This is a genomic window from Methylobacterium sp. J-067 (assembly GCF_022829465.1).
Lineage (GTDB): Bacteria > Pseudomonadota > Alphaproteobacteria > Rhizobiales > Beijerinckiaceae > Methylobacterium > Methylobacterium litchii.
Genome location: NZ_JAKSXZ010000058.1, coordinates 131,710 through 156,454, shown reverse-complemented (window position 1 = coordinate 156,454; position 24,745 = coordinate 131,710). Strand labels below are relative to the sequence as shown.

The 24,745-nt window shown below is 70.7% G+C and carries 28 protein-coding genes and 1 pseudogene; 18 read left to right on the top strand and 11 right to left on the bottom strand.

Going from position 1 to position 24,745, the window contains the following annotated elements; genetic code table 11:
• Window positions 1-18 precede the first annotated feature (18 nt).
• Entirely contained in the window at window positions 19-1,116 is a 1,098-nt protein-coding gene (locus MKK52_RS06250) for an alpha/beta hydrolase (protein WP_243952950.1), read from the bottom strand.
• A 194-nt stretch (window positions 1,117-1,310) separates the two neighbouring features.
• Between MKK52_RS06250 and MKK52_RS06245 the strand changes: the two genes are divergently transcribed.
• The 3 genes from MKK52_RS06245 to rpsD all read left to right on the top strand — a co-directional run bounded on the left by MKK52_RS06245 (window position 1,311) and on the right by rpsD (window position 5,104).
• Window positions 1,311-2,942, top strand: a complete 1,632-nt coding sequence (locus tag MKK52_RS06245) for an alpha-D-glucose phosphate-specific phosphoglucomutase (RefSeq protein ID WP_243952949.1) — start codon at window positions 1,311-1,313, stop codon at window positions 2,940-2,942.
• Between the two features lie 128 nt (window positions 2,943-3,070).
• On the top strand, window positions 3,071-4,285 hold the full coding sequence (locus MKK52_RS06240) for a DUF2252 family protein (RefSeq protein WP_243952948.1): 1,215 nt from the start codon (window positions 3,071-3,073) through the stop codon (window positions 4,283-4,285).
• Between the two features lie 201 nt (window positions 4,286-4,486).
• Window positions 4,487-5,104, top strand: coding sequence for a 30S ribosomal protein S4 (gene rpsD / locus MKK52_RS06235; protein WP_243952947.1), 618 nt, complete (start codon window positions 4,487-4,489; stop codon window positions 5,102-5,104).
• Between the two features lie 69 nt (window positions 5,105-5,173).
• Here the strand turns inward: rpsD and MKK52_RS06230 are convergent, their stop codons facing one another.
• A complete protein-coding gene (locus tag MKK52_RS06230; protein ID WP_243952946.1) occupies window positions 5,174-5,473 on the bottom strand; it encodes a hypothetical protein in 300 nt (99 codons plus the stop codon).
• Between the two features lie 80 nt (window positions 5,474-5,553).
• Between MKK52_RS06230 and MKK52_RS06225 the strand changes: the two genes are divergently transcribed.
• The 8 genes and pseudogenes from MKK52_RS06225 (at window position 5,554) to MKK52_RS06190 (ending at window position 9,645) form a co-directional block, all read left to right on the top strand.
• On the top strand, window positions 5,554-5,907 hold the full coding sequence (locus MKK52_RS06225) for a DUF2293 domain-containing protein (protein WP_243952945.1): 354 nt from the start codon (window positions 5,554-5,556) through the stop codon (window positions 5,905-5,907).
• A gap of 76 nt (window positions 5,908-5,983) precedes the next feature.
• Window positions 5,984-6,193 carry a molybdopterin-binding protein gene (locus MKK52_RS06220; RefSeq protein ID WP_243952944.1) on the top strand — a complete coding sequence of 70 codons (210 nt, stop codon included), beginning with the start codon at window positions 5,984-5,986 and terminating at the stop codon, window positions 6,191-6,193.
• 82 nt (window positions 6,194-6,275) lie between these two features.
• Entirely contained in the window at window positions 6,276-7,331 is a 1,056-nt protein-coding gene (tsaD, locus tag MKK52_RS06215; RefSeq protein WP_243952943.1) for a tRNA (adenosine(37)-N6)-threonylcarbamoyltransferase complex transferase subunit TsaD, read from the top strand.
• Window positions 7,328-7,618 (top strand): annotated as a pseudogene (locus tag MKK52_RS06210) (N-acetyltransferase); the annotation flags it as partial. The gene tsaD and the pseudogene MKK52_RS06210, both read left to right, overlap by 4 nt.
• A gap of 11 nt (window positions 7,619-7,629) precedes the next feature.
• A complete protein-coding gene (locus tag MKK52_RS06205) occupies window positions 7,630-8,622 on the top strand; it encodes an NAD(P)H-dependent glycerol-3-phosphate dehydrogenase (protein WP_243952942.1) in 993 nt (330 codons plus the stop codon).
• 27 nt (window positions 8,623-8,649) lie between these two features.
• Window positions 8,650-9,066, top strand: a complete 417-nt coding sequence (locus MKK52_RS06200; RefSeq protein ID WP_243952941.1) for an EVE domain-containing protein — start codon at window positions 8,650-8,652, stop codon at window positions 9,064-9,066.
• A gap of 50 nt (window positions 9,067-9,116) precedes the next feature.
• A complete protein-coding gene (locus MKK52_RS06195) occupies window positions 9,117-9,365 on the top strand; it encodes a type II toxin-antitoxin system Phd/YefM family antitoxin (protein WP_243952940.1) in 249 nt (82 codons plus the stop codon).
• Window positions 9,355-9,645, top strand: coding sequence for a type II toxin-antitoxin system RelE family toxin (locus MKK52_RS06190; protein ID WP_243952939.1), 291 nt, complete (start codon window positions 9,355-9,357; stop codon window positions 9,643-9,645). Before MKK52_RS06195 ends, MKK52_RS06190 begins: the two co-directional genes overlap by 11 nt.
• Window positions 9,646-9,663: 18 nt before the next feature.
• Here the strand turns inward: MKK52_RS06190 and MKK52_RS06185 are convergent, their stop codons facing one another.
• The 3 genes from MKK52_RS06185 to MKK52_RS06175 all read right to left on the bottom strand — a co-directional run bounded on the left by MKK52_RS06185 (window position 9,664) and on the right by MKK52_RS06175 (window position 12,131).
• Window positions 9,664-10,032: a DUF6481 family protein gene (locus MKK52_RS06185; RefSeq protein WP_243952938.1), complete on the bottom strand. Its 369-nt coding sequence runs from the start codon at window positions 10,030-10,032 to the stop codon at window positions 9,664-9,666.
• Between the two features lie 102 nt (window positions 10,033-10,134).
• Window positions 10,135-10,344, bottom strand: a complete 210-nt coding sequence (locus MKK52_RS06180) for a cold-shock protein (protein ID WP_243952937.1) — start codon at window positions 10,342-10,344, stop codon at window positions 10,135-10,137.
• 230 nt (window positions 10,345-10,574) lie between these two features.
• Window positions 10,575-12,131: a sensor histidine kinase gene (locus tag MKK52_RS06175; protein WP_243952936.1), complete on the bottom strand. Its 1,557-nt coding sequence runs from the start codon at window positions 12,129-12,131 to the stop codon at window positions 10,575-10,577.
• A 226-nt stretch (window positions 12,132-12,357) separates the two neighbouring features.
• Between MKK52_RS06175 and MKK52_RS06170 the strand changes: the two genes are divergently transcribed.
• From MKK52_RS06170 to MKK52_RS06145, 6 genes are all read left to right on the top strand, one after another.
• Complete coding sequence (locus tag MKK52_RS06170) at window positions 12,358-12,816, top strand: (2Fe-2S)-binding protein (RefSeq protein ID WP_243952935.1); 459 nt, start codon at window positions 12,358-12,360, stop codon at window positions 12,814-12,816.
• Between the two features lie 59 nt (window positions 12,817-12,875).
• Window positions 12,876-15,071 (top strand): xanthine dehydrogenase family protein molybdopterin-binding subunit, encoded by a 2,196-nt coding sequence (locus tag MKK52_RS06165; RefSeq protein WP_243952934.1) that lies wholly within the window; start codon window positions 12,876-12,878, stop codon window positions 15,069-15,071.
• 138 nt (window positions 15,072-15,209) lie between these two features.
• Entirely contained in the window at window positions 15,210-15,827 is a 618-nt protein-coding gene (locus MKK52_RS06160) for a uracil-DNA glycosylase family protein (RefSeq protein WP_243953000.1), read from the top strand.
• 41 nt (window positions 15,828-15,868) lie between these two features.
• Window positions 15,869-16,657 carry a glutathione S-transferase family protein gene (locus MKK52_RS06155; RefSeq protein WP_243952933.1) on the top strand — a complete coding sequence of 263 codons (789 nt, stop codon included), beginning with the start codon at window positions 15,869-15,871 and terminating at the stop codon, window positions 16,655-16,657.
• A 31-nt stretch (window positions 16,658-16,688) separates the two neighbouring features.
• Complete coding sequence (pyrF, locus tag MKK52_RS06150; protein ID WP_243952932.1) at window positions 16,689-17,393, top strand: orotidine-5'-phosphate decarboxylase; 705 nt, start codon at window positions 16,689-16,691, stop codon at window positions 17,391-17,393.
• Window positions 17,394-17,404: 11 nt separating this feature from the next.
• Window positions 17,405-17,749, top strand: a complete 345-nt coding sequence (locus MKK52_RS06145; RefSeq protein ID WP_243952931.1) for a DUF1330 domain-containing protein — start codon at window positions 17,405-17,407, stop codon at window positions 17,747-17,749.
• Here the strand turns inward: MKK52_RS06145 and MKK52_RS06140 are convergent.
• From MKK52_RS06140 to MKK52_RS06130, 3 genes are all read right to left on the bottom strand, one after another.
• Window positions 17,686-18,369, bottom strand: coding sequence for a TetR/AcrR family transcriptional regulator (locus MKK52_RS06140; protein ID WP_243952930.1), 684 nt, complete (start codon window positions 18,367-18,369; stop codon window positions 17,686-17,688). The two genes, MKK52_RS06145 and MKK52_RS06140, sit on opposite strands and share 64 nt — an antisense overlap.
• Before the next feature lie 74 nt (window positions 18,370-18,443).
• Window positions 18,444-18,641, bottom strand: a complete 198-nt coding sequence (locus tag MKK52_RS06135) for a hypothetical protein (protein WP_243952929.1) — start codon at window positions 18,639-18,641, stop codon at window positions 18,444-18,446.
• Window positions 18,642-18,775: 134 nt separating this feature from the next.
• Entirely contained in the window at window positions 18,776-19,885 is a 1,110-nt protein-coding gene (locus tag MKK52_RS06130) for a Gfo/Idh/MocA family protein (protein ID WP_243952928.1), read from the bottom strand.
• A gap of 168 nt (window positions 19,886-20,053) precedes the next feature.
• Here MKK52_RS06130 and MKK52_RS06125 point away from each other — a divergent pair, with 168 nt between their 5' ends.
• Window positions 20,054-20,275, top strand: a complete 222-nt coding sequence (locus tag MKK52_RS06125) for a hypothetical protein (protein ID WP_243952927.1) — start codon at window positions 20,054-20,056, stop codon at window positions 20,273-20,275.
• 9 nt (window positions 20,276-20,284) lie between these two features.
• On the opposite strand, the gene MKK52_RS06120 is transcribed toward MKK52_RS06125, so the two are convergent.
• From MKK52_RS06120 to MKK52_RS06110, 3 genes are all read right to left on the bottom strand, one after another.
• A complete protein-coding gene (locus MKK52_RS06120; protein ID WP_243952926.1) occupies window positions 20,285-22,084 on the bottom strand; it encodes an NADPH-dependent assimilatory sulfite reductase hemoprotein subunit in 1,800 nt (599 codons plus the stop codon).
• A 54-nt stretch (window positions 22,085-22,138) separates the two neighbouring features.
• Window positions 22,139-23,908 carry a sulfite reductase flavoprotein subunit alpha gene (locus MKK52_RS06115; protein WP_243952925.1) on the bottom strand — a complete coding sequence of 590 codons (1,770 nt, stop codon included), beginning with the start codon at window positions 23,906-23,908 and terminating at the stop codon, window positions 22,139-22,141.
• 110 nt (window positions 23,909-24,018) lie between these two features.
• Window positions 24,019-24,534, bottom strand: a complete 516-nt coding sequence (locus MKK52_RS06110) for an Lrp/AsnC family transcriptional regulator (RefSeq protein WP_279597656.1) — start codon at window positions 24,532-24,534, stop codon at window positions 24,019-24,021.
• Window positions 24,535-24,745 lie beyond the last annotated feature (211 nt).

Here is a 24,745-nt window from a genome sequence, read left to right as displayed (position 1 = left end):
GGGCGGGGCGTGGCCGGCTCAGTTCAGCGCCTGCGGGTCGCTCTCGGTGAGGAAGGCGGCGATCTCGCGGAGAAACTGCATGCGGTTCTTCTCCATCATCACCGTGTGCGTGCCCTCGCCGAGTTCCACGAACCGCTTGTAGGGGGCGTGGGTCAGCTTCGCGAAGTATTCCTGCGCCTGATAGCTCGGTAGGTCCGCGTCCCACTCGGCGTGGATGATCAGCACCGGGACCGTGATCGCGCCCGGATCGTACAGGGCCTTGCCCGCCGCCCAGTAATCCTCCTTGTCGGCCACCGTGCCGTTCGGCGCGCGCAGCACCGGCGGCGATTGCTTGGCCCCGACCGCGTCGGTGGCGAAGGTGGCGTCCGCCCATTGCTCGAACCAGCCCGGCGGGATCAGGTCGGCCTTCTTGTCCTCGGGCACGCCGGTCAGCCAGCGGGTCTTGGCGCTGTCGCGGCTGACGCTGCGATAGGCGGGGATCTTGCCATCGCCCGCCGCCATCAGGGAGGGCGTGCGCGCCAGCCATTGCGGGGCGTAGAGCACGAGGCGATTCACCTTGTCGTTGTGGGTGCTCGTGTAGAGGCCCATGGTCGAGGTGCCCCAGGACCAGCCCATCAGGTCGATCTTGTCGACGCCGCGCCGCTTGCGGATGAAATCCACCACCTGCCCGACCACGGCCGCCGCGTCCGGGGTGCGCATGAAGGCCGGGTTGTCGGCGGCCGGGGCGCTCATCTGCTTGGGCCGCCCGGATTGGCCGTAGCCGGGCAGGTCGACGAGATAGACGTCGAAGCCCTGCGCGGCGAGGTAATCCATGGCCGACATCCCCGCCAGCGGCAGGTCGAAGGCCGTGGAGGCGGGGTAGGTCGAGCCGTGGACGAAGAGCAGGATGCGCTCGCCGGGGAAGGTGTTCTGCCCCGCCGGGTGCTTGTTGCGCACGTAGATGTCGACGCCCGCCTCGCCCGCCCATGGCAGGCGGAACTCCTCCCGGTCGAGGCGCCCGGCCGGCGCCGCGCCCGCGGCCGGGGCGATCGTCGCGGCGAGGCCGGCGGCCGCCAGGGTTCCGAACAGGCGGCGGCGCGGCATCGCCGGCCCCTGGCCGTCATGTGATCGATCCATCGAATCCTCCCATCCGCCTCTGCGGGCGGATACGGGGATCGAAGCCCTTTGGCGCCGGTAGCGCAAGAAGAAGCCGGGGCGATACTTCGGCAGGAATGACCGCCTGTCACCGCCGGAATCGGGTGACAGCCGCCCCTCCGGGCTGGCACAAGCGCCATACTTGAGCAGGCAGAACGACCCGGAGGCCCGCAGCGATGACGCCGACGACGATTGAGACGATGCCGTACGCGGACCAGAAGCCCGGCACGTCCGGCCTGCGCAAGAAGGTGCCGGTCTTCCGGCAGCGGCACTACGTCGAGAACTTCGTCCAGGCGATCTTCGACTCGATCCCCGACAAGGCCGGCCAGACCCTGGTGCTGGGCGGCGACGGGCGCTTCCTCAACCGCGAGGTGGTGCAGACCATCCTGAAGCTCGCCGCCGGCAACGGGTTCGGGCGGGTGCTGGTCGGGCGCGGCGGCCTGCTCTCGACGCCCGCCGCCTCCTGCGTCATCCGCAAGCACAAGGCGATCGGCGGCATCATCCTCTCGGCGAGCCACAATCCCGGCGGGCCGGAGGGCGATTTCGGCATCAAGTTCAACGCCGCGAACGGCGGCCCCGCCCCGGAATCCCTGACCGACGCGATCTTCGCGCGGGCCAAGGCGATCACCCGCTTCACCCTGGTCGAGGCCCCCGACCTCGACCTCGACACGCTCGGCGAGACACGTCTCGGCGCCATGGCGGTGGAGGTGATCGACCCGGTCGCCGACTATGCCGAACTGATGCGCGAGCTGATCGACTTCGAGGCGGTCTCCCGGATGTTCGCCTCGGGCTTCCGCATGCGCTTCGACGCGATGAGCGCGGTGACCGGCCCCTACGCGACGGCGATCCTCGAAGGGATGCTCGGCGCGCCGAAGGGCACCGTCGTCAACGCGGAGCCGAAGGAGGATTTCGGCGGCCACCACCCGGACCCGAACCCGGTCCATTGCCACGACCTCTACGACCTGATGCAGGGGCCGGACGCTCCCGATTTCGGCGCCGCCTCGGACGGCGACGGTGATCGCAACATGATCGTGGCCCCCGGCCTGTTCGTGACCCCGAGCGACAGCCTCGCCCTGCTCACCGCCCATGCCCACCGGGCGCCGGGCTATGCGGAGGGCCTCAAGGGCGTCGCCCGCTCGATGCCGACGAGCCGCGCCGCCGACCGGGTCGCCGCGTCCCTCGGCATCCCCGCCTACGAGACGCCCACCGGCTGGAAGTTCTTCGGCAACCTCCTCGATGCCGGGCTCATCACCCTGTGCGGCGAGGAGAGCGCGGGCACCGGCTCGAACCATGTCCGCGAGAAGGACGGGCTCTGGGCCGTGCTGCTCTGGCTCAACATCCTCGCCGCCACGGGCGAACGGGCCGACGCCCTGGTGCGCGCCCACTGGCAGGCCTTCGGCCGCGACTACTACGCCCGCCACGATTACGAGGAGGTCGATGCGGACGCCGCCAACGGCCTGATGCAGGCGCTGCGCGACAAACTCGCGAGCCTGCCCGGCACGCGGATCGGCGACCTCACGGTCTCCACGGCCGACGAGTTCGCCTATCGCGATCCGGTCGACGGTTCGCTGACCGAGCGCCAGGGCCTCCGCATCGCCTTCTCCGAGGACGCGCGGGTGGTGTTCCGCCTCTCCGGCACCGGCACCGCCGGGGCGACGCTGCGGGTCTATCTGGAGCGTTACGAGAACGACCCCGCCCGCCTCGACCGCCCCGTCGCGGAGGTGCTGGCCCCCGTCGTCGCCGCCGCGCGGGCCCTCGCCGCGATCGAACCGCGCACCGGCCGGGCCGAGCCGAGCGTCGTGACCTGAGGCGCCTGCGTCCTTTTAATCCCATCGCTGACAGGAAATTTAATGTCGCCGTCTAGGTTGAGTCCTACATGACGAAACCATGACACCCGCGCCCGATGCGGGTGTCGGGCACGGGGTGCAGGCGAGCGATGAACGTCCATGTCCGGCCGATCGAGGGGCGCGAGGCGGAGCTCCTGCGGACGCGGCGTCTGTGCAAGATCGCCGCGTCGCCCCTCTCCTACGTGAGGGGATCGACCGCCCGCTTCTACGAATGGCTCGCGGATTTCCCGCCCGACGCCCTCCCCGAGGGCCCGCCGGTCTGGATCTGCGGCGACTGCCACCTCGGCAATATCGGCGCCCTGGCCGACACCGAGGGCAAGGTGCGGATGCAGATTCGCGACCTCGACCAGACCGTCGTCAGCAACCCCGCCTACGACCTCGTGCGGCTCACCCTCTCGCTGGTGACCGCCGGCCTCACCGCGCCGCTCTCCGGCATCGCCGTCGCGCGGATGATCGAGGCGATCGCCATGGGCTACAGCGCGGGCCTCGAGGATCCCGAGGGGGAGGACGAGGGGGACGAGGATTCCGCCATCGTCGAGACGACCCGGAACCGGGCCCTCGGCCGGCGCTGGCGCCACCTCTCGGACGAGCGCCTGCGGGGTAAGTCCGCGCGCCTGCCCCGGGGCAAGCGGTTCCTCGACCTGTCGCCCGACGAGGAGGCGGCCTTCGAGGCCCTCCTGAGCGAGCCCGGCTTCCGCACGCGGGTCCTCGGCCTGGAGCGCGGCGGCGACGAGGCCGTGTCGCTCATCGACGCCGCCTACTGGATCAAGGGCTGCTCGTCGCTGGGCAAGATGCGGCTCGCGGGCCTCGTGCGGATCGCCGGGGCGAAGGGCCGCTCCAAGGTGGCGCTGATCGACGTGAAGGAGGGCGTGCCCTTCCTCGCCCCGGCCGCCCCCGGCGTGACGATCCCCGAGGACCACGCCCGGCGCGTCGTCGAGGGCGCGCGCGCCCTGTCGCCGGCTCTGGGCGAGCGGATGATCGCCGCCCGGATCGGCGAGACCCCGGTGATCGTGCGCGAGTTGCTGCCGCAGGATCTCAAGATCGTCGCCGAGCAATTCTCGAAGGACGAGGGCGTGCGCGTGGCCCGCAGCCTCGCGGCGGTGGTCGGGCGGGCGCATGGGCGGCAATTGTCCCCGGAGGCGCGGCGGGCGTGGCGCGGCCGCGTCGAGGCCGATGGCTGGCACGAGCGCGCGCCGCACTGGCTCTGGACCTCCGTGACCGAGCTGATGGGGCTGCACCAGAGCGGCTACCTCGCCCATTGCCGGGACGTCGCCCGCGACAAGAGCCTCGCCGCCTACCTCTGAGCGCCCCGCGCGGCGGCGGGCGGTTGACCGCGCCCGCCGTCTCCCGTATGGAACCGACCGTCGACGGGGCTCCTCAACGGGGCCCCGCGGCGTTTTACGCGCACCCGTGGGCCGGCTCCGGCCGCCCTGTCGTCCCGAACCTTCGGTGTCGGGAAGAGGAGGGCGCGTTCCTCAATTCTCATTACGAGAGGACGCGAAGTCATGTCGAAGCGGATTCAGGCGAAGCATAAGCTCGACCGCCGCATGGGCCAGAACATCTGGGGCCGCCCGAAGAGCCCCGTGAACCGCCGCGAATACGGCCCCGGCCAACACGGCCAGCGCCGTAAGGGCAAGATGAGCGATTTCGGCACGCAGCTGCGCGCCAAGCAGAAGCTCAAGGGCTATTACGGCAACATTACCGAGAAGCAGTTCCGCCGTTACTACGCCGAGGCGATCCGCCAGCGCGGCGATTCCGGCGAGAACCTGATCGGCCTGCTCGAGCGTCGCCTGGACGCGGTGGTGTACCGCTCGAAGTTCGTCGCCACCCCCTTCGCCGCCCGCCAGTTCGTGAACCACGGGCACATCAAGGTGAACGGCGTGCGCGTGAACATCCCGAGCTACCAGGTGAAGGCCGGCGACCTGATCGAGGTCAAGGAAGCCTCCCGCCAGCTCGAGATCGTCATCGTGGCGAGCCAGCTCGCCGAGCGCGACGTGCCGGACTACATCGAGGTGGACCACGCCAAGATGACCGCCCGCGTCACCCGCGTGCCGGGCCTCTCCGAGGTGCCCTACCCGGTGCAGATGGAGCCGAACCTCGTGATCGAGTTCTACTCGCGCTGAGGTCCACCCGGATCGGACGGAACAGGGGGCTGCCTTCGGGCGGCCCCTTTTTCGTTGGGACCGGCCCCCTCAGCATCCGTGGCAGATGGAACCCATCGTCCGGTGCATCTTGGTGTCCCAGGCCTTGGAGCGGGTTTCGGCGGCCTTCTGGGCCTTCAGCATCTCGGCCTCGCTCGCGGTGGGCTTGGCGGCGGCCTCCGTCGGGGCGTTGCGCGGCCTCGGCATGGTGCGGCCCGTCGCGGAGACGGAGCGGCCGGGCGCCGGGACGGCGGCGCTCATGTCCGGCTTGGCGGCTTGGGCCTGCGCCAGGACCGGGCCGGCGGCGAGGAGCGCGGCGAGGGCGAGGCTGGACGAGACGAACGTGCGCATGAGACCGTACCCTTGGCGGATCACCGTCTGTGATCGAGCCTGCGTCCGATGTTATCTGATCGCGCTGTGAAGGTCATGGCATGACGTGGACAAACCCACCCCCGGCGGAGGGGCCCCCGAACCGGCGCTCGGCCGTGGCGGGCGCCCTCCTCCGCCTCGCCCCGCGCTTGCCGTCCTTCGAATCCGGCGTCGTGATCGACCGGGCGCTGGCGAGCCCCGGCCTGCGTGGGGCCGCGCCGGAGACGGCCGCCCGCCTCGCCCTGATCGCCTATGCCCGCCACGTCTTCACCGAGTACGATGACCTCCTCGCGGAGGGCTACGACCGCGACAGCGCCCGGCACTTCGTGCTCGACGACCTCAACGCGGCGCTGACCGGCTGGGGCGCGGCGCCCGTGCCGGAGGATGCGGAGGACGCAGCCGAGGGCGACCCATGAGCCGGTCGCCACCCGGCCCGCGATGGGGTAGGAGCCCGCAGCGCCACGCGGCGCGCCCGCAGGAGAATTCGACTTCATGAAGATCAGCGCACGCAACGTCCTCAAGGGCACCGTCGTCTCGATCGACAAGGGGGCCACCACCGCGCATGTGAAGATCGAGATCAGCCCCGGTCAGGTCGTCACGGCCTCGATCACCAACGAGTCCGTCGAGAGCCTGAAGCTCGTGACCGGCGGCCCGGCTTATGCCGTCGTCAAGGCGTCCGACGTCATGGTCGCCGTCGACTGAGCCGCATGACGGCGCAACCGATCCCGAACCCGTCGGGGGCGGTTCGCCCCCGACGGGTTCGGGATCGCAGGGAGTCCGCTACGTGAAGACCGTACTCGGCATCGAGACCACCTGCGACGAGACCGCCGCCGCCGTGGTCTCGCTCGATCCCGATGGGGCGCCGGTGATCCGCGCCAACGAGGTGCTGAGCCAGATCGCCGAGCACGCGGCCTATGGCGGCGTCGTGCCGGAGATCGCCGCCCGCGCCCATGTGGAGGTGCTGGACCGGCTGATCGCCCGCGCCCTCGAACGGGCCGGGACGCGCCTTTCCGACCTCGACGGCATCGCCGTCGCGGCGGGGCCGGGGCTGATCGGCGGCGTGCTGGTCGGCCTCGTCACCGCCAAGACCCTGGCGCTGGTGGCGAACAAGCCGCTGCTCGCGGTCAACCATCTCGAAGCCCACGCCCTCACCGCCCGGCTGACGGACGGGCTCGACTTCCCCTACCTGCTGCTGCTCGCCTCCGGCGGGCACACGCAGCTCGTGGCCGTGCGCGGCGTCGGCGATTACGTGCGCCTCGGCGGCACCATCGACGACGCCATCGGCGAGGCCTTCGACAAGGCCGCCAAGCTCCTCGGCCTCGGCTATCCCGGCGGGCCGGAGGTGGAGCGCATGGCCGAGGCCGGCGATCCCGAACGCTTCGCCCTCCCTCGGCCGATGCTCGGGCGGCGGGAGGCCGACTTCTCCCTCTCCGGCCTCAAGACCGCCCTGCGGATCGAGGCCGAGCGCACCGCGCCGCTGGCCGAGCGCGACGTGGCCGACCTCTGCGCCGGCTTCCAGGCGGCGGTGGTCGATGTGGTGATCGACCGCACCCGCGTGGCCCTGCGCGGCTTCTCCGACCGGGCCGGGCGGCCGACCGCCCTGGTCGCGGCGGGGGGCGTCGCCGCCAACGGCGCGATTCGGCGGGCGCTGGCTGCGCTGGCGGGGGAAGCCGGACTCGCCTTCGTCGCCCCGCCCCTGCACCTGTGCGGCGACAACGGCGCGATGATCGCCTGGGCCGGGCTGGAGCGCCTGCGGCTCGGCCTCGTGGACGACATCACCGCCCCGGCCCGCCCGCGCTGGCCGCTGGCGGCCGAGCCCTCGCCGGTCACGGCGGCATGAATGCCCCCGACCGGCGCGCCGCGTGGCGCGACCTCGTGGAGCGCCGCCTGCCGGAGGCGGCGCTGATTCACCCGGATTGGCCGGTGCGCCTCGACCATTGCTTCGCCCGCATCCTCCTCGACCATGCCTGCGGCGGCCCCTGGCGCGAGAGCGTGAAGCCGCCGGCCTACGCGAACATGGCCGCCGACCGGCTGGAAGCGGCGATCGCGCTGGGCGAAACGGTGCTCGCAGGCGAGGCCGACCTCCACGCCCTCAACCGGCGCTCGCTGGCGTGGCGGGGCAAGCTGAGGCAGACCGCATGAGCGCATCCGTGAACGTCGTCGGCGGCGGAGCCTGGGGCACGGCGCTCGCCAACGCCGCCGCCGCCGCCGGCCATCCGGTGACCCTCTGGCTGCGCGATCCGCAGGCCGCCGCGCGGCTCGAGGCCGAGCGCGAGAACCCGCGCTACCTGCCCGGCGTCCCCCTGCATCCGGCGGTGCGCGCCACGGCCGAGGCGGACGCGCTCGCGGGGGCGCGGGCGACCCTCCTCGTGGTGCCGGCGCAGACGGTGCGCGGGGTGCTCGGGCAACTCGCCGCGCCGCTGGCGGCGGCGGGGCCGGTGATCCTCTGCGCGAAGGGCATCGAGCGGGGCAGCGACAGCTTCATGAGCGCGGTCGCGGCCGAGGTGCTTCCCGCCGGGACGCCCGTCGCCGTGCTCTCCGGCCCGAGCTTCGCGGCGGATGTGGCCCGCGGCCTGCCGACCGCCGTGACGCTGGCCAGCGCCGATGCCGGCCTCGCGGCCTCGCTCTCGGCGCTGATCTCGGGGCCGACCTTCCGGCTCTACCACACCGACGACGTGCGCGGCGTCGAGGTCGGCGGGGCGGGCAAGAACGTGCTGGCCATCGCCTGCGGGATCGTCGCGGGACGAGGGCTCGGCGAGAGTGCCCGCGCCGCCCTCATCGCCCGCGCCTTCGCGGAGCTGATGCGCTTCGCGCGTGCCTTCGGCGGGCGGCCGGAGACGCTGATGGGGCTGTCGGGCCTCGGCGACCTCGTGCTCACGGCAGGCTCGCCGCAATCGCGCAACTTCGCCTTCGGCCAGCGCCTCGGCGCCGGGGCGAGCCCGGAGGCGGCGGCGGGCGGCAAGCTCGCGGAGGGCGCCTTCACCGCCGCCGCGCTGACCGGCCTCGCCCGGGCGCGGGGCATCGAGATGCCGGTGGCCGAGGCGGTCGCCGCGCTGGTGGCGGGTGAGACCGAGGTGGATACGGTCGCCGCCAAGCTTCTCTCCCGGCCCCTGCGGGGCGAGATGGATTGAGGCGTCAGGAATCCCGACGAGACGACGATGGCGTATTGGTTGTTCAAGTCCGAGCCCGCGACCTGGTCGTGGGCGCAACAGGTCGCGGCCGGCGCGGAGGGCACGTTCTGGAACGGCGTGCGCAACCACCTCGCCAAGCAGCAGCTGATGGCGATGCGGGTGGGCGAGCGCGGGTTCTTCTACCACTCGAACGAGGGCAAGGCCGTGGTCGGCGTGGTGGAGGTGATCCGCCCCTATTATCCCGACCACACCGACGAGACCGGCCGCTTCGGCATGGTCGACGTCCGCGCCGTCGAGCCGATGCGCGTGCCCGTCACCCTCGAGGCGATCAAGGCCGAGGCGGCCCTGAAGGACATGGTCCTCGTCAACAACTCCCGGCTGTCGGTACAGCCGGTCAGCGACGCGGAATGGGCGCTGGTGCGGGCGATGGGCGGATTGCCCTAGGGCGCGACCAGTTCCGGGTGCTATGGAAGGCACGAACGGGAGCCCCTGTCATGCCCCATGCCGTCCACGCCGCGACCGTCGCCAGCATCTCCGATCTGAAGAAGAACCCGATGGGCACCGTCGCCGCCGGCGAGGGGTTTCCCGTCGCGATCCTCAACCGCAACGAGCCGGCGTTCTACTGCATCCCCGCCAGGGCTTACGAGGAGCTTCTGGAGCGTCTTGAGGATCTCGAACTGAACGCCCTCGCCGACGCGCGGGAGGGGCAGGCGATCCACCGCGTCTCCCTCGATGAGCTATGAGCTCGCCTTCCTCGACGCGGCGCTGAAGGAGTGGCGCAAGCTCGATGCGAGCGTGCGGGATCACTTCAAGGCCAAGCTGGTGGAGCGGCTTCAGGCGCCGAAGGTCCTGTCCGCACGGCTGCATGGCGCCAAGGAGCGCTACAAGATCAAGCTGCGGAGTGCCGGCTACCGGCTGGTCTACGAGGTGCGTGACCGCGAACTAATGGTGCTGGTCGTCGCGGTCGGCAAGCGCGAGCGCGACGAGGTCTACAAGAACGCGGCACGGCGGACGGGCGATTGAGCCCGTCCGGCACGTCCCTTACCCGCGACGCTGGGCCTTGGCCTTGCGGGCGAGGTAGCGGGCGTCGCGCTGGGCCTTCAGCTCGGCCTGCCGGGCGATGGCGCGCTCCTCGGCGGCGAGGCGCTCGGCTTCGACGCGCTCGGCTTCCGCCAGACGGGCGGCTTCCGCTGCGGCGGCGGCGCGGGCGACCTCGACCAGGCGCTCGGCTTCACGGGCGGCGGCGCGGGTCTCGCGGGCGTCGATGATGGCGCGGCGGGCCGAATGGCGCGCCAGCACGGCCGGATCGTCGGCCGGCGGCCGCGCCCGGAAGCGGGCCAGGGTCTCCGAACGCGCCTTCGAGGAGGCGGCGAGGCGGTCGGTCAGGGCTTGGCTGTTCTGGAAGCTCACGCAATCTCCGGATCGGGCGGCACGCACACGCGCGGCCCCTTAGGGGTCGACATAAGGAAGCCGCCCCGGTGGGGGCGGCTCGGTCGTGAATCCTGGATAGGATCAGGCGGCGCGGAGCTGGCCGGCGGCCTTCTTGCCGCTGCGACGGTCGGTCTCCAGCTCGTAGGAAACGCGCTGACCTTCGTTTAGCGTGCCGAGGCCGGCGCGCTCGACGGCGGAGATGTGCACGAACACGTCCTGGCCCCCGTCCTCAGGCTGGATGAAGCCGAAGCCCTTGGTCGCGTTGAACCACTTCACGGTACCGGTAGACATGGATACGTCTCGATCTTCGCAGGGTCAGGAATAAACAACGCCCGTGTTGGGACACGGAACATCGGGTCGAACGATAACGATAGGAGTGAGAGAACCGCCCTGCGAAGGAAATACGGCCCAAAACATCCAAGAACGTACCGACAAATCGAGCCTATGCCCGTGAGCTAGCTTTTGCAAGGCCAAAGAAATTCTGAATAAACACTCTGAAAATTCAGTCGCTTCGACCTGTCTCAGGCTGCGCGGCTCACCGGCCGCGACGATTTCGCCTTGGGCTTCGGTTCCGGCTCGGGTTCCGGCTCGTCGAACGATTCGGCGGCGAGGGTGTCCATCACCCGCGCGGCGGGAAGCGTCACGATCACCTCGGTACCCTGCCGGGGGCGCGATTCCAATTGGAACTGGCCACCGTGCAGTTCCACGAGGCCCTTCACGATGGGCAGGCCAAGACCGGAGCCCTGCTCGGCGGTCTTGATCGCCAGGGCGCCCCGGCCGAACGAGGACATGACCGTACCGAGTTCGTCCTCGGGGATGCCCGGGCCGCTGTCGCGCACGGAGAGGTACTGCCCGCCCCGCGCCGTCCAGCCGACCTTGAGCCAGATCTCCCCGCCCGGCGGCGTGAACTTCACGGCGTTGGACAGGAGGTTCAGCACGATCTGGCGCAGCGCCCGCTCGTCGGCCCAGAGGCGCGGCAGGGTCATGTCGACCATGTCGTGCACGGTCTGGCCCTTCGCCTTGGCCCGGAGCGCCATCATGTGGCGGCACTCCTCCACGATGCTGGAGAGCAACACCGGCTCCTCGTTCAACTCGTAGCGCCCGGCCTCAATGCGCGAGAGGTCGAGGATTTCGTTGATGAGGTTGAGCAGGTGCATCCCGCTGTCGTGGATGTCGTTCGAATATTCGCGGTAGGCCGGCGCCGCGTGCTGGCCGAACACCTCGTTCTTCATCACCTCCGAGAAGCCGAGGATGGCGTTGAGCGGCGTGCGCAGCTCGTGGCTCATCGTGGCGAGGAAGCGCGACTTGGCGAGGTTCGCCTCCTCGGCCCGGCGGCGGGCCTCGTCGGAATTAGCCTTGGCCTGTTCCAGTTCGCCGAACACCGCGTCCTTCTCGGCCCGGGAATGCAGGGCGCCCACCGTCGAGGCGTAGAGGCGCCGCGACAGGCCGAGGAAGAAGATCTGCGTGCCCCCGGCCATGGCCACCAGCGCCAGCGCATCCATGCCGCTGGAGAAGGCCGTGAGCGAGACGGTGGCGATCGAGAGCGGCAGCAGGGCCGCCACCGCCGCCACCGGCACGGTCGCCGCGAGCATGGTCGTGACCGCCGAGGCGATGACGAGGGCGAACAGGGCGAAGGTCCAGCCCCCCGTGCCGCCGAGCGCCACCATCCCCGACCAGCACAGGCTCTGCAGCACCTCGCCGATCACGAAGCGGCGGCGCCAGCGGCCGAGGTCGATGTGCTCCGGCTCCGTCGCGAGGAAGGCGCGACTTATCATGGAGTTGAGCGTGATCATCATGAACACGCACAGCGCCCAGGCGGCGGCGATCACCAGGGGCACCCAGAAGGTCGCCGCGCCCGCCAGGGCGACGGCGAACAAGCCGAGCGCGATGCCGGATCCGGCCCGGTACTGGGCGTAGTGGCGCAGCAATTCCTGGTCGAAGGCGCGCTCCAGCCCGGTGCGCGAGGTCAGCCGCTCCCGCGCCGAGCGGATATCGCGGGCGACACCGAGGCGCCGGGCGGCCTCCTCCGTCGAGGGACCACGCCCGCGCTGGACCATCTCGACGGTGAGATCGGACATGCGCTGCAGGTTAACCGGGCTATTCGGGATTTATTGACGAGAGACAGCCAGGATGTCGCCAAACTCTTAAGAAGGGACTGCCGAGAACCGTCCAATCGATTGCATTCGGGGGGCTGTCCCATTTACCGGGGGTTTGTGTGCGCTGGCGCACAGCCCGAGGGGCGTTCCCGCGCGCTATGCTGGCGTCTCGGGCCGGATTCGGTCCCCCCGCATTCCGAAGTCCGTCATGCCCCAGATCACGATCAACGGCGTGCCGCATGCGGTCGATGCCGATCCGGACACGCCGCTCCTGTGGGTGCTGCGCGACCACCTGACGATGACCGGCACCAAGTACGGATGCGGCATCGGCCAGTGTGGCGCCTGCACCGTGCATCTCGACGGGCAGCCCGTCCGCGCCTGCCAGACCCGCCTCGGCGATGTCGGCGCGGGGCAGCAGGTCGCCACGATCGAGGGCGTTTCGGGCCGCGTCGCGCAGGCCGTGCAGACCGCGTGGCGCAAGCTCGACGTGGTCCAGTGCGGCTATTGCCAGTCCGGACAGATCATGTCCGCCATCGGGCTCCTGTCGAGCAACGCCCGCCCGACCGACGCCGACATCGACGGCGCCATGGACGGCAACATCTGCCGCTGCGGCACCTACCAGCGCATCCGCGCGGCGATCCACGAGGCCGCGCGCTCCCTCGCCTGACCGCTCCGCCGCCCTGCGAAGCCGCCTCCTTTCACGGTCCTGACCGGAGCATCGCCGCCATGCTGAACGTCCGTCGGCCGATTCAGACACCGCCCTCCCCCCGTCCGAACCGGCGGGGCTTCCTCGTCGGGGCGGGGGCCATCGTCGTGGCCTTCCGGCTCGATGCCGGCCCGGCCCGCGCCGCCGGGCTCGACCCCGCCGGCATCAAGGCCGACCCGAACGCCTTCGTGCGCATCGGCGCCGACGACACCGTGACCGTGGTGATCAAGCACCTCGACATGGGCCAGGGGAACACGACCGGGCTCGCCACCATCCTGGCGGACGAGCTCGGCGCCGACTGGTCGCGGGTGCGCACCGAATTCGCCCCGGCCGACGCCTCGCGCTACGCCAACCTGCTGATGGGCCCGATCCAGGGCACCGGCGGCTCGACGGCGGTGGCCAATTCCTGGGTGCAATTGCGCAAGGCCGGCGCCGCCGCCCGCGAGATGCTGGTGGCCGCCGCCTCCTTCCAGTGGCGGGTGCCGGTGGCCGAGATCACCGTGGCGGACGGCATCGTGCGCCACGCCGCCTCGAACCGGCAGGCGCGGTTCGGCGAGCTGGCGGCCTCCGCCGCCACCCTCCCCGTCCCGGCCGAGCCCCGGCTCAAGGATCCGAGCGAGTGGACACTCATCGGGAAGCCGCTGGCGCGCCTTGATTCCAAGGCCAAGACCGACGGCTCGGCCGTCTACGCCCTCGACATCCGCCGGCCGGGCCAGGTGACGGCGGTGATCGCCCGCGCGCCCTGCTTCGGCGGCACCGTGGAGAGCTTCGACGCCGCCGACGCCCGCAAGGTGCCGGGCGTGATCGACGTGGTGCAGGTCCCCTCCGGCGTCGCGGTGATCGCGAAGGACACGTGGTCCGCGATGCAGGGCCGCAAGGCGCTGAAGGTGACGTGGGACGAGTCCGCCGCCGAGACGCGCTCCTCGGAGGCGATTCTCGCCGAGTACCGGGAGAAGGCCGGCAAGCCCGGTCTCACCGCCTCGAAGCGCGGCGAGCCGGAGGCGGCGCTGAAGGGCGCGGCCAAGGTGATCGAGGCCGAGTTCACCTTCCCCTATCTCGCCCACGCGGCGATGGAGCCCCTGAACGCCACGATCGAGAAGGCGGGTGACGGCGGCTACGACGTCTATGCCGGCTTCCAGTTCCAGACCGTGGAACAGGCGACCATGGCCGCCCTGCTCGGCGTGACGCCGGACAAGGTCCGCCTGCACACGACCTGGGCCGGCGGCTCGTTCGGGCGCCGGGCGACCCCCACGGCGGATTACGCCGCCGAGACCGCCGCCGTGTTCAAGGCGAGCGGCGAGACGGCGCCGGTCCACCTCGTCTGGACCCGCGAGGACGACATGACCGGCGGCTATTACCGCCCGAGCGTGTTCCACAAGGTCCGCGCCGGCCTCGACGCCAAGGGCGCCATCGTCGGGTGGGACCATGTGATGGTCGGCAAGTCGATCATGATCGGCTCGCCCTTCGAGGCGATGATCGTCAAGGACGGCATCGACGCCACCACCGTCGAGGGCGCCTCGGACACGCCCTACGCGCTCGCCGCCTACCGCTTCGGCGTCCATAACGGCCGCGAGGGCGTGCCGGTCCTGTGGTGGCGCTCGGTCGGCCACAGCCACACCGCCCATGTGATGGAGGTGATGATCGACGACCTCGCCCATGCGGCGGGCGCCGATCCCGTCGCCTACCGGCTGGGGCTGCTCGCTGGCGCGCCGCGCCTCGCCGGCGTCCTGCGGCTCGCCGCCGACAAGGCCGGCTGGGGCGCCGCGCAGCCGAAGGGCAGCGGGCTCGGCGTCGCCGTGCACGAATCCTTCGGCTCCTACGTCGCCATGGTGGCGCAGGTGAGCGCCGCCGAGGGCCACGTGAAGGTCGAGCGCATCGTCGCCGCCGTCGATGTCGGCGTCGCCGTCAACCCGGACGTGATCCGCGCGCAGGTCGAGGGCGCCGTGGGCTTCGCCCTGTCCTCGGTGCTGCGCAACCGCATCACCCTGAAGGACGGACAGGTGCAGGAGGCGAATTTCGACGCCTACGAGCCGACCCGGATCAGCGAGATGCCCAAGGTCGAGGTTCACATCGTCTCGAGCGCCGTGGCGCCGACCGGCATCGGCGAGCCTGGCGTTCCGGTCCTCGCGCCGGCCATCGCCAACGCCGTCTTCGCGGCGACAGGGCAGCGGCTGCGCTCGCTGCCGCTCGACTTGTCCGGCACGAAGGGCGCGTGAGGAAACGCACAATATTTCCGCGTGGGGGAGCGTAGACCGGAGAGGCCTTCCCCCAAGGCACGAGACTCCACTCAAACGGCGCGGCGCGACCCGCGCCGTTTCTTTATGAGCGGTCGCCGGGGGCCCTATATCCGCCGGATGCCGCCCTTCGAAGACACCGCCGCGCGGTTGCGCGCCTGCCGCCTCTGTCGAGACAGCCCCCTCTATGGGCCGCCCCTGCCGCAGGAACCTCGGCCGATCATCCAGGGCTCGACCGGCGCGCGCCTCGGCGTGGCGAGTCAGGCGCCGGGCACGCGGGCTCACCGCACCGGCATGCCGTTCATGGACCCGTCGGGCGTGCGGCTGCGCTCCTGGCTCGGTTTGGACGAGGCGCAGTTCTACAACCCGGAAAAAATCGCCATCGTGCCGATGGGCTCGTGCTTTCCCGGCCTCGACGCCAAGGGTGGCGACAAGCCGCCCCGCCGGGAATGCGCCGAGCGCTGGCGGGAGGAGCTGTTCACCGGCCTGCCGAACCTCGACCTGATCCTCGTGATCGGCTCCTACGCGCAGGCGTGGCATCTCGGGAAGCTGGAGGGCGGCCTCACCGGCACCGTCCGCCGCTGGCGCGCGATCCTCGACGAGCCCCGCCGCCCCCGCGTCCTGCCCCTGCCCCACCCGTCCTGGCGCAACAACGGCTGGCTCAAGCGCGAGCCGTGGTTCGAGGCCGAATTGCTGCCGGTCCTGCGGGACGAGGTGGCGCGGGTGCTGGCCGTGTGAGCACGGCGCGTCATCTATCCCGCGCGAACCCGGAGACGCCCATGCTGCTCTACGAGCACCCGCTCTCGTCCTATGCGCAGAAGGTCAAGATCGCGCTGCGCGAGAAGGGCGTGGCCTTCACCGCCGAACTGCCGGAAAGCTTCGGCACCGGGAGCCAGGACGGCCCCTTCGCCGCAGCCAACCCACGCACCGAGGTGCCGGTGCTGATCGACGGCGACGTGACGCTCTTCGAATCGACCGTCATCCTCGAATACGTCGAGGACCGCTTTCCCGATCCGCCCCTCCTGCCCCGCGAGCCGGCCGGGCGTGCCTTCGCCCGGATCACCGAGGAGGTCTGCGACACGCAGTACGAGGCCGTGAACTGGGGGTTCGGCGAGATCCTGTGGTTCCGCCGGGCGGACGGCGAGCTCGCCGCGCATCTGCGCGCCCAGGCCGCCGCGCAGACCCGGGTGCTCCAGGACTGGCTCACCGGGCGCCTCGGGACGGCCGAATGGTTCGGCGGACGGGACTTCGGCTGGGCGGACACGGCCGTGGCGCCGATGGTCAACCGCTCGGTCCATTACGGCCTCGGCCCGGAGGCCGGCAGCCCGCTCGCCCTGTGGCACGCGCGGGTGCGGGACCGCCCCTCGGTCGCGAAAACCTTCGCGGAGTTCGACGCGGCCGCCGCGAAGATGGCCGCCGCCTCCGACCTCTACACGACCGGCGGGCGCCGCCGGGAATACCGCGACCACCGGCTCGAATGGATGGTGAAGTCCGGCGGGGTCGAGGTGGTGCTGGCGGGGCTGCGGAACGGGAACATCCGTTTCCCCTGGCCCGGCGGCGCGCATTGACAGCCCGCCCGCCCCCGTGATCGGTGCCCGCATGACCGTGACCCCGAAGACCGTGACCGACCCGCGAGACCGCCTCATCGTCGCCCTGGACGTGCCGGGCGTGCCCGACGCCGAGGCGCTGATCGACCGCCTGGGCGACGCGGCGACCTTCTACAAGATCGGCTACCGGCTGGCCTATGCCGGCGGGCTGGCGCTGGCCGAGCGCCTCGTCGCGCGGGGCAACAAGGTCTTCCTCGACCTCAAGCTGCACGACATCGGCAACACCATCGAGGAGGGGGTGCGCGCGGTCTCCGGCCTCGGCGCGACCTTCCTGACGGTCCACGCCTACCCGCAGACCATGCGGGCGGCGGTGAAGGGCCGGGGTGAGAGCCTGAAGATCCTCGCCGTCACGGTGCTCACCTCCTACGACGATGCGGACGCGGCGGAGGCGGGCTACGCCCTGCCCGTGGCGGAACTCGTCGCCCAGCGCGCCGCCCAGGCCGCCGCGATCGGCATCGACGGGCTCGTCTGCTCGGCGGCGGAGGCGGCCGGCGTGCGCGCCATCGTCGGGCCGGACCGCCTGATCGTCACCCCCGGCATCCGCCCGGCGGGCGCCGCGGCGGGCGACCAGAAGCGGGTGATGACGCCGGGCGACGCGCGCCGGGCGGGAATCGACCATGTGGTCGTCGGGCGGCCGATCACCGGCGCCGCCGACCCCAGGGCGGTGGCTCAGGCCATCGTCGCCGAGATGGCATGAGAGGATCAGGGATGACCAAGGGCTATTGGATCGCGCGGGTCGATGTCCGCGATGCCGAGGCGTACAAGGCGTACGTGGCGGCCAACGGCGCGGCCTTCGCCAAGTTCGGCGGGCGCTTCCTGATCCGGGGCGGTCGCTACGAGGCGGTGATGGGGCAGGCCCGCAGCCGCAACGTCGTCATCGAGTTCCCGACCTACGAGGACGCCCTCGCCTGCTGGAACTCGGACCTCTACCAGGAGGCCAAGGCCAAGCAGCGCGGCGGCGTCGAGGCCGAGATCCTCGTGATCGAGGGCTACGAGGGCGCGCAGCCCTCGGCCTCGGAGCCGGCCCCGCCCTCGACACCCGCCTCGGAATAGGCGCGGGCCGGCGCCAGCCCCCGCAGGAGGAAGCCGATCATCGCGTCGAGCGGCGGCACCGGCGGCAGGATCGGCTGGCAGACGAGGAGGGGGTGGGTGTAGCGCGCAATGGCGACGTGGATGCACCCGGCCGCGATGGCAGGGTCGGGGGTCTCGAACTCCCCGGTCCGCACCCCCTCGCGGATGATGCGCTCCAAGACGCCGGTGACGCCGGCCAGGTGGTGCCGGCAGACCTCCCAGCTCTCGCCCATCGCCGCCTCCACCATCTCGTGGATGCGGGGATAGCGCTCGTAGCGATCCATGCTGTAGCGGTGCAGGGCTTCGATGGCGGTAACGAGCCGCGTCGTGGGCGAGAGGCCGGGCCGGTTCGCGATGCCCGCGAGCAGGGCCTCGACCTCGCCGATCAGTCGCTCCAGCACCGCCTCGTTGATCGCCTTCTTCGAATCGAAGAACCGATAGACGTTCGCCGGGCTCATCTTCAGGGCCCGCGCGATGTCCGCGACGGTGGTCTTCTGGTAGCCGATCTCGTGGAAGAACGTGCTGGCGGTCGCCATGATGCGGCAGCGCGTGGTCGGCGCGCTGTCCTCCGCCACGATCTGCAGGGGCTCGTCGGGTTGCATGACCCCTAGTAGGGCGGGCCGGGGAGACCGTCAAAGCCGGTCATCGCATCCCCGCGCCGCGCCCTCGGTTTGCCTCAGGAGCCGAACTGCGAGCCCAGCCGCTCCAGGTACTCGGCGAGGTCCACGCCGCCGATCCGCTTGCCGTAATCGAAGCGCATGCCCTGGCGGATGTCGACGCTGGCGTTCGGCGTGGTGAGGGTGAACGGCCTCACGCACACCCAGGCGCCGTCGCGGCGGTGCTCGAAGAAACCCAGGATATCGTGCTTGGCCATGATCCCCTCCCCTCGCCCCTCCGGAGCGCTCTCGGGCGCGGCGGAGGTTACGATTCCGTTGTCTCACAAAAACAACTGTCTCGCTTTTAATTGGTTCTCCACATGCGACGCATTGTTGCGGATGTTTGTCGGAGTCAGGCGTCGGGGCGGGCGGCGTTCACCATTTCCGGCGGCTCGACCGCCGGCAGGTCCGTCGCCTGCGACGGCTCGGGCCGCCGGCTGCGGGTCATCGGGTCGAGGCTCTGCGTCCGGCCGGTGGCCAGCGCCCGCTCCACGGCTTCGAGCACCCGCAGGTCGCACAGGCCCTCCTCGCCGTCCGGCTCGGGCGCCCGGTCGTTCAGGATGCAATCCGAGAAGTAGTGGGTCTGCCCGCCGAACTGGTCGACGCTCGGATAGGTCAGGCGTTCCGTCTCCCCGCCCCGCGTCAGGGTGGCTTCGAGGCCGGTGCCGAACAGGAAGCCCGGCTGCATGTGGAGGTCACCCTCCGTGCCGGTGATCCGGTAGGCATCGACGCCCTCGGTCTCGTAGGAGACGGTGAACTGCGCGAGCCGTCCGCTGGGAAAGCGCAGGGTGACGGCGACGGTGCCGTCGAAGGCGTAGGGGCTGTCCGGCCGGCGGCTGCCGAGGGCCGAGACCTCCACCGGCTCCTCGCCGAACAGGTTGCGCGCGGCGTTGATCGGGTAGGTGCCCATGTCGGGCACCGGCCCGGCCCAGAAGCCCTGCTTCGCCCGGTGGTTGCCGGCGCTGACCGTCTGGCCGAAGGTCGCGGTGAACATGGTTGGCTCGCCGATGGCGCCGGCCCGCACGCGGGCGATGGCATCCAGCGTCCCCGGCTCGAAATGCAGGCGGTAGGCGAGCATCAGCTTGGCGCCCGAGGCCTGCGCCGCCGCGTTGATCGCCTCGCATTCCGCGACGCTCACCGCCATCGGCTTTTCAAGGAGCACGTGGCACCCGGCCTCCAGCGCCGGCACGGCGTACTCGCGGTGCATCCCGTTGGGCAGGGCGAGGTAGACCGCGTCGAACAGGTCGGAGGCCAGGGCGTCCGGGTACTGATCGTAGGTGAAGGCGGTGAGGCCGTAGCTTTTCGCCAGGGCGTCCGCCTTCTGCGGATCGCCCGTGACGATGGCCGTCATCTCGGAATTGCCGGTCTGCGCCACCCCCGGCATGAAGGCGGCCTGCGAGATCCAGCCGCCGCCCACCACCGCGTAGCGCACCTTGCGCCCGACCACCCGCTTCGCCTGCATACCCGTCTCCGCTGCGTTGCGAAGGCGGAACGCGGAACGGGGGCGGTTGATCCTGAAAGTTCCGCCCTGCCACCGCCGCTATCGGTCGCGTCCCCGACCGCAGGTGCGAGCCTATGTGTGCGGCGCAACGGACGATCTGTCCGACCGCCCCTCGCACGAAAGCACGTCATGGCTCTGTTTCACTGGATCGGTCGCGTCATCGCCGGCGCATGGCGTCTCGCCATGGCGGCGTTCATCGGGGTCGTGACCCTGTTCGGCGCGACCCTCGACTTCGCCCTCGGCCTCGTCAGCCGCCTGTACGACAGGTTCGACGCAGGCTTCTCCGACCTCGCGGCGGAATCGCGCCAGCGCAGGGCGGCCAAGGCTCGGGTGGCCGCCCCCGCCGAGTAACGGACGCGCCTACTTCAGCGCGCCGATCCGTTCGTGGAAGTCCGGCCCGTTGGTCGTCTTCGCCACGTGGCCGGCGCGGATCAGGTAATCGCCGAAATGCTCCCCGGCCTGCTTGGCCGTGGCGTATTCGGCGAAGAGCGGATCCAGCGTCGAGACCACCTCGGACGGCGAGGCGTCCTCGCGGTAGAGCTTGCTCAGCCGCGAGCCGTCGAAGGCCGCGCCGAGATAGAGGTGGTAGCGCTCGGGGCCGCGACCCACGAGGCCGATCTCGGCGATGAAGGGCCGGGCGCAGCCGTTGGGGCAGCCGGTCGAGCGGATGGTGATCTCCTCGTCCTGCAGCCCGTGCTTGGCGAGGCTCGCCTCCAGGTCGTCCATCAGGCTCGGCAGGAAGCGCTCGCTCTCGGCCAGCGCCAGCCCGCAGGTCGGCATGGCGACGCAGGCGATGGAGTTGCGCCGGAGCGCCCCCGCGCCCTTCGTCAGCCCGTACTCGTCGACCAGCGCCTCGATGGCCGCGCGCTGGGCCTCCGGCACGTTGGCGATGATGACGTTCTGGTTGGCCGTCAGGCGGAAGTCGCCCTTGTGCACCTCGGCGATGCGGCGCAGGCCGGAGAGGAACTGCGCCCCGTTCTCGATGTCCTTGATCCGGCCGGAGGGGACGTAGAGCGTCAGGTGGTGGCGCCCGTCGTCGCCCTCGGTCCAGCCGAAGCGGTCGCCGTTGCTTGTGAAGGTGAACGGCTTGGCGGCCTCGAGCGGCTTGCCCGCCCGCGCCTCGACCTCGGCCCGGAAGGCGTCGAGGCCGTAGCGCTCGATCGTGTACTTCAGGCGGGCGTTCTTGCGGTTCTTGCGGTTGCCCCAGTCCCGCTGGACGGTCATCACCGCCTCGGCGTAGCGCAGGGCGTCCTGCGCCTTGCAGAAGCCCATCACGTCGGCGGTGCGGGGGAAGGTGTCCGGCTCGCCATGGGTCATGCCCATGCCGCCGCCCACCGTGATGTTCCAGCCGGTGACGGCGTTCTTCTTGTCGAGGATCGCGATGAAGCCGAGATCGTGGGCGAAGACGTCGACCTCGTTCGAGGGCGGCACGGCGATCACGGTCTTGAACTTCCGGGGCAGGTAGGTCTTGCCGTAGATCGGCTCGACCTCCTGCACCTCGTCCTCGCCGCCGACCACGCGCTCGCCGTCGAGCCAGATCTCCCGCCACGCCCGGGTGCGCGGCAGCAGGGAGTTCGAGATGTCCTTGGCGAGCTGGTAGGCGGCGGCATGCGCCTTCGCCTGGGCCGGGTTGGTCGAGGCCATGACGTTGCGGTTCACGTCGCCGCAGGCGGCGATCGTGTCGAGCAGGGCCGCATCGATGGCGGCCATGGTCCGCTTCAGGTTCGACTTGATGATGCCGTGGAACTGGAAGGTCTGCCGCGTCGTCGCGCGCATCGCGTCGCCGCCATAGGTGCGGGCGATGTCGTCGAGCACCAGCCATTGCTGGGGCGTCACCACGCCGCCCGAGATGCGCAGGCGGATCATGAAGCCGTAGGCCTTCTCGAGCTTCTTCTTGGTCCGCTCGGGGCGCAGGTCGCGGTCGTCCTGCAGGTACATCCCGTGGAACTTCACGAGCTGCCCGTCATCCTCGGAGATGGCCCCCGTGGCGTGCGCCAGGAGCCCGTCCGCGAGGGTGCCGCGCAGGTAGCCGCTGGCGATCTTGATGTGCTCGTTGGCGGCGAGCTTCGCCTCCCGCGCGGCCTCGGCCTCCGTGATCGGACGCGAGGTCGGCGGGGTCTCGTAGACGCGCTTGGCGGCGGGGGACGGGGCGTCGGTCATGGTGGTCTCGGTTGCTTTGTCGGACGACGGTCGCGGGGGGACGGTCGGTCCTGCTCAGTAAACGTCCTGCTGGTACTTCCTGGCCCGCTCCAGCCCGGCGACATGCGCCTCGGCATCGGCGGTGGACAGGCCCTTCACGGTCTCGAAGGCCCGCACCACCGCGGCGCGGACATCCTTGGCCATCTGCTTGGCATCGCCGCAGACGTAGAAGTGGGCGCCCCCGTCCAGCCATTCCACCAGTTCGGCGGCGTGCTGGTCGATCCGGTTCTGGACGTAGATCTTCTCCGGCTGGTCCCGCGAGAAGGCCACGTCGATCTTGGTGAGCGACTTGTCCTCCAGGGCCTCCTGCCATTCGAGCTGGTAGAGGAAGTCGTGGGTGAAGTGCCGGTCGCCGAAGAACAGCCAGGAGCGGCCGGGGGCCTCGGTGGCGCGGCGCTCCTGCACGAAGGCGCGGAACGGGGCGACGCCGGTGCCGGGGCCGACCATGATGATGTCGGTGGCCGGGTCGGCGGGCAGGCGGAAATGCTTGTTCGGCTTCAGCCGCACCCGCAGCTTGGCGCCGTCGCGGATCCGGTCGGCGACATGGACCGAGGCCACGCCGGAGCGCTTGCGGCCGAAGGTCTGGTAGCGCACGGCGGCGATGGCGAGGTGGACCTCGTCGCCGACCTCCTTGCGGGAGGAGGCGATGGAATAGGCCCGCGGCGGCAGCGGCCGGGTGATGCTGCCGAGATGCTCGGCGGTGAGCTTGGCCGGGAAGCGCTCGATCAGGTCGATGAGGTTGCGGCCCTCGAGCCAGGCGCGGACCTCGCCGCTCTCCACGAACGCCTTGGCGTCCTCCGAGCCCGTCGCCTTGGCGAAGCGCTCGATCGTCGCGGCGGACAGCGTGGTGATGTCGCGCTCGGCGAGCAGCGCCTTGCGCAGGGCCTCGTCCCCCGAGAGGCCCGTGGCGGCCAGGATCTCGTCCACCAGCTGCGGGTCGTTCTCCGGGTAGATCTCCAGGGAATCGCCCGGCTCGTAGGCCGGCGCCCCGTCCTCGAAGGCGAGCGCGAGGTGGATCGTCTCCTTGTCGGAGCGCGAGGAGTTGAGGTTCACGTGCTCGACCACCTCGACCACGGCGGGGTCGCGGCTCGGCTCGGACTCCTCATCCCCGTCCCCGCCCGCGCGGGCGAAATCCACCGCGACGACGTTGTCGGGGACGGCGGCCGGGGCCAGCGCCTTGAGGGTGCCCTTGATCCAGTCGGCGGCCGGCGTCTCGAAATCGAGGTCGAGGTCGGCCCGCTCGGCGGCGCGCTTGCCGCCCAGGGCCTCGAACCGCGCGTCGAGCGCCTTCCCGATGGCGCAGAACTCCGCGTAGGAGGTGTCGCCCAGGGAGAGCACGGCAAACTCGACGCCATCCAGGCGCGGGGCGCCCTCCCCCATCAGTTCGCCATAGGCCCGCACCGCGCGGGCCGGGGGCTCACCCTCGCCCCAGGTGGCGGCGATGGCCACCAGCTTGCCGGCCTTCGGCAGGGTCGCGAGGTCGAGGTCGGCGAAATCCACCACCTTCGGCTTGAAGCCCTGCTTGCGGGCGAGCTTGGCCACGTCGCCCGCGAGCTTTTCGGAATTGCCCGACTCGCTCGCGTAGATGACCGTCAGCGGCTCGCTGGCCTTGGGGGCCTGGGCGGGCGCCGCCTGGGCCTGACCCCCGGCGGCGTCGAGCCCGGCGAGGAAGCCCGCCAGCCATGCGCGTTGGACCGGACTCGCGTTGACGAGGACGGCATCGAGGCTGGCGCGCTCGCCGTCCCCAAAGGGAGCGGTGCGCGGGAGGAGAGCAGAGCGAGACATTACCGGACCATGTCGTAGGGCGCGGGGCCCATGTCAACCAGAAACGTTCTTTTTGCAGAACGGCACGAAAGGAGGAGATCGCCGTCGTCGTGCGCGTCAGGAGGAGAAGATCATTCTCCCACCGCCGCGAGGGCCGGTGCCAGCTCCGGCAGATGCCGGCTCGCCTTGGGCGGTGCCGGCAACGGCAGGGCCGTGGTGGACTTCACCTTCTCCATGGCGAAACGCGACGTGACGTTCTTCAGCGGAAGCACCGAGATCAGGCGCTTATAGAACGCATCGTAGGCCTGCATGTCTGCGACCACGACGCGCAGCATGTAGTCCACGTCCCCGGCCATCCGGTAGAATTCCAGCACTTCCGGCATCGCGGAGACGGTGTCGGCGAAGCGCTGCAGCCAATCCTGCGAGTGGTCGGCGGTCTCGATCGAGACGAAGACCGTCAGGCCGAGCCCGAGCTTCACGGGGTCGAGCACCGCCACGCGGCGGTCGATCACCCCGTCCGCCTCCAGGCGCTGAATGCGCTTCCAGCACGGCGTCTGCGACAGGCCGACCTTCTCGCCGATGGCGGCGATGGAGAGGGTGGCGTCCCGCTGCAGCAGGGCCAGGATCTTCAGGTCGATGGCGTCCAACAGGGACCTCCGCCGTTTCGGCACCCCTTCGCAGGAAGAAGGAACTTCCCGTCCTATAGGGGCTCTATCAGGTTTTTGAGAATAATTTTTTACAAACGGCGGGCTGCTCCCCTCGTTCCATGTGCGTTGACACACGCGAGGGCAGCCTTATCCGGGGTGCGAATCGGCCCCGTCGCCTTGACTTCGTTCGGTATAGCGAACATTTCGACCC